Genomic DNA, 273 nt, shown 5'->3' on the forward strand with positions numbered 1-273 from the left:
GCGCGCGACCTTCGTGGCGGTGGGCATCCGCGGCGTCGCGCGGCACGGGCTCCTCGGCCGGCCGCGCCTGCCCGACCTGCCGCCCGACGCGGCCGCCCTGGCGGGGGTCGCGGGCCCGGCCGTGCTCACCAACCTCGCACCCTCGGTGGCGAGCGCCTTCCTGGCGCGCCTTTTTGCCGGCTACGGAGCGGACGCGGTCGCCGCCGCGTCGGTGATCGACCGGCTGACGCCGGTGGCCTTCGGCGGCCTGTTCGCGCTGTCGGGGGCGATCGG

General features: G+C 79.1%; 1 pseudogene. It reads left to right on the top strand.

The features are described 5' to 3' along the window. Positions 1-273, top strand: a pseudogene (locus KZZ06_RS20785) (MATE family efflux transporter); the annotation flags it as partial.

This window comes from Sulfitobacter sp. CW3 (assembly GCF_019392245.1).
GTDB lineage: Bacteria > Pseudomonadota > Alphaproteobacteria > Rhodobacterales > Rhodobacteraceae > Sulfitobacter.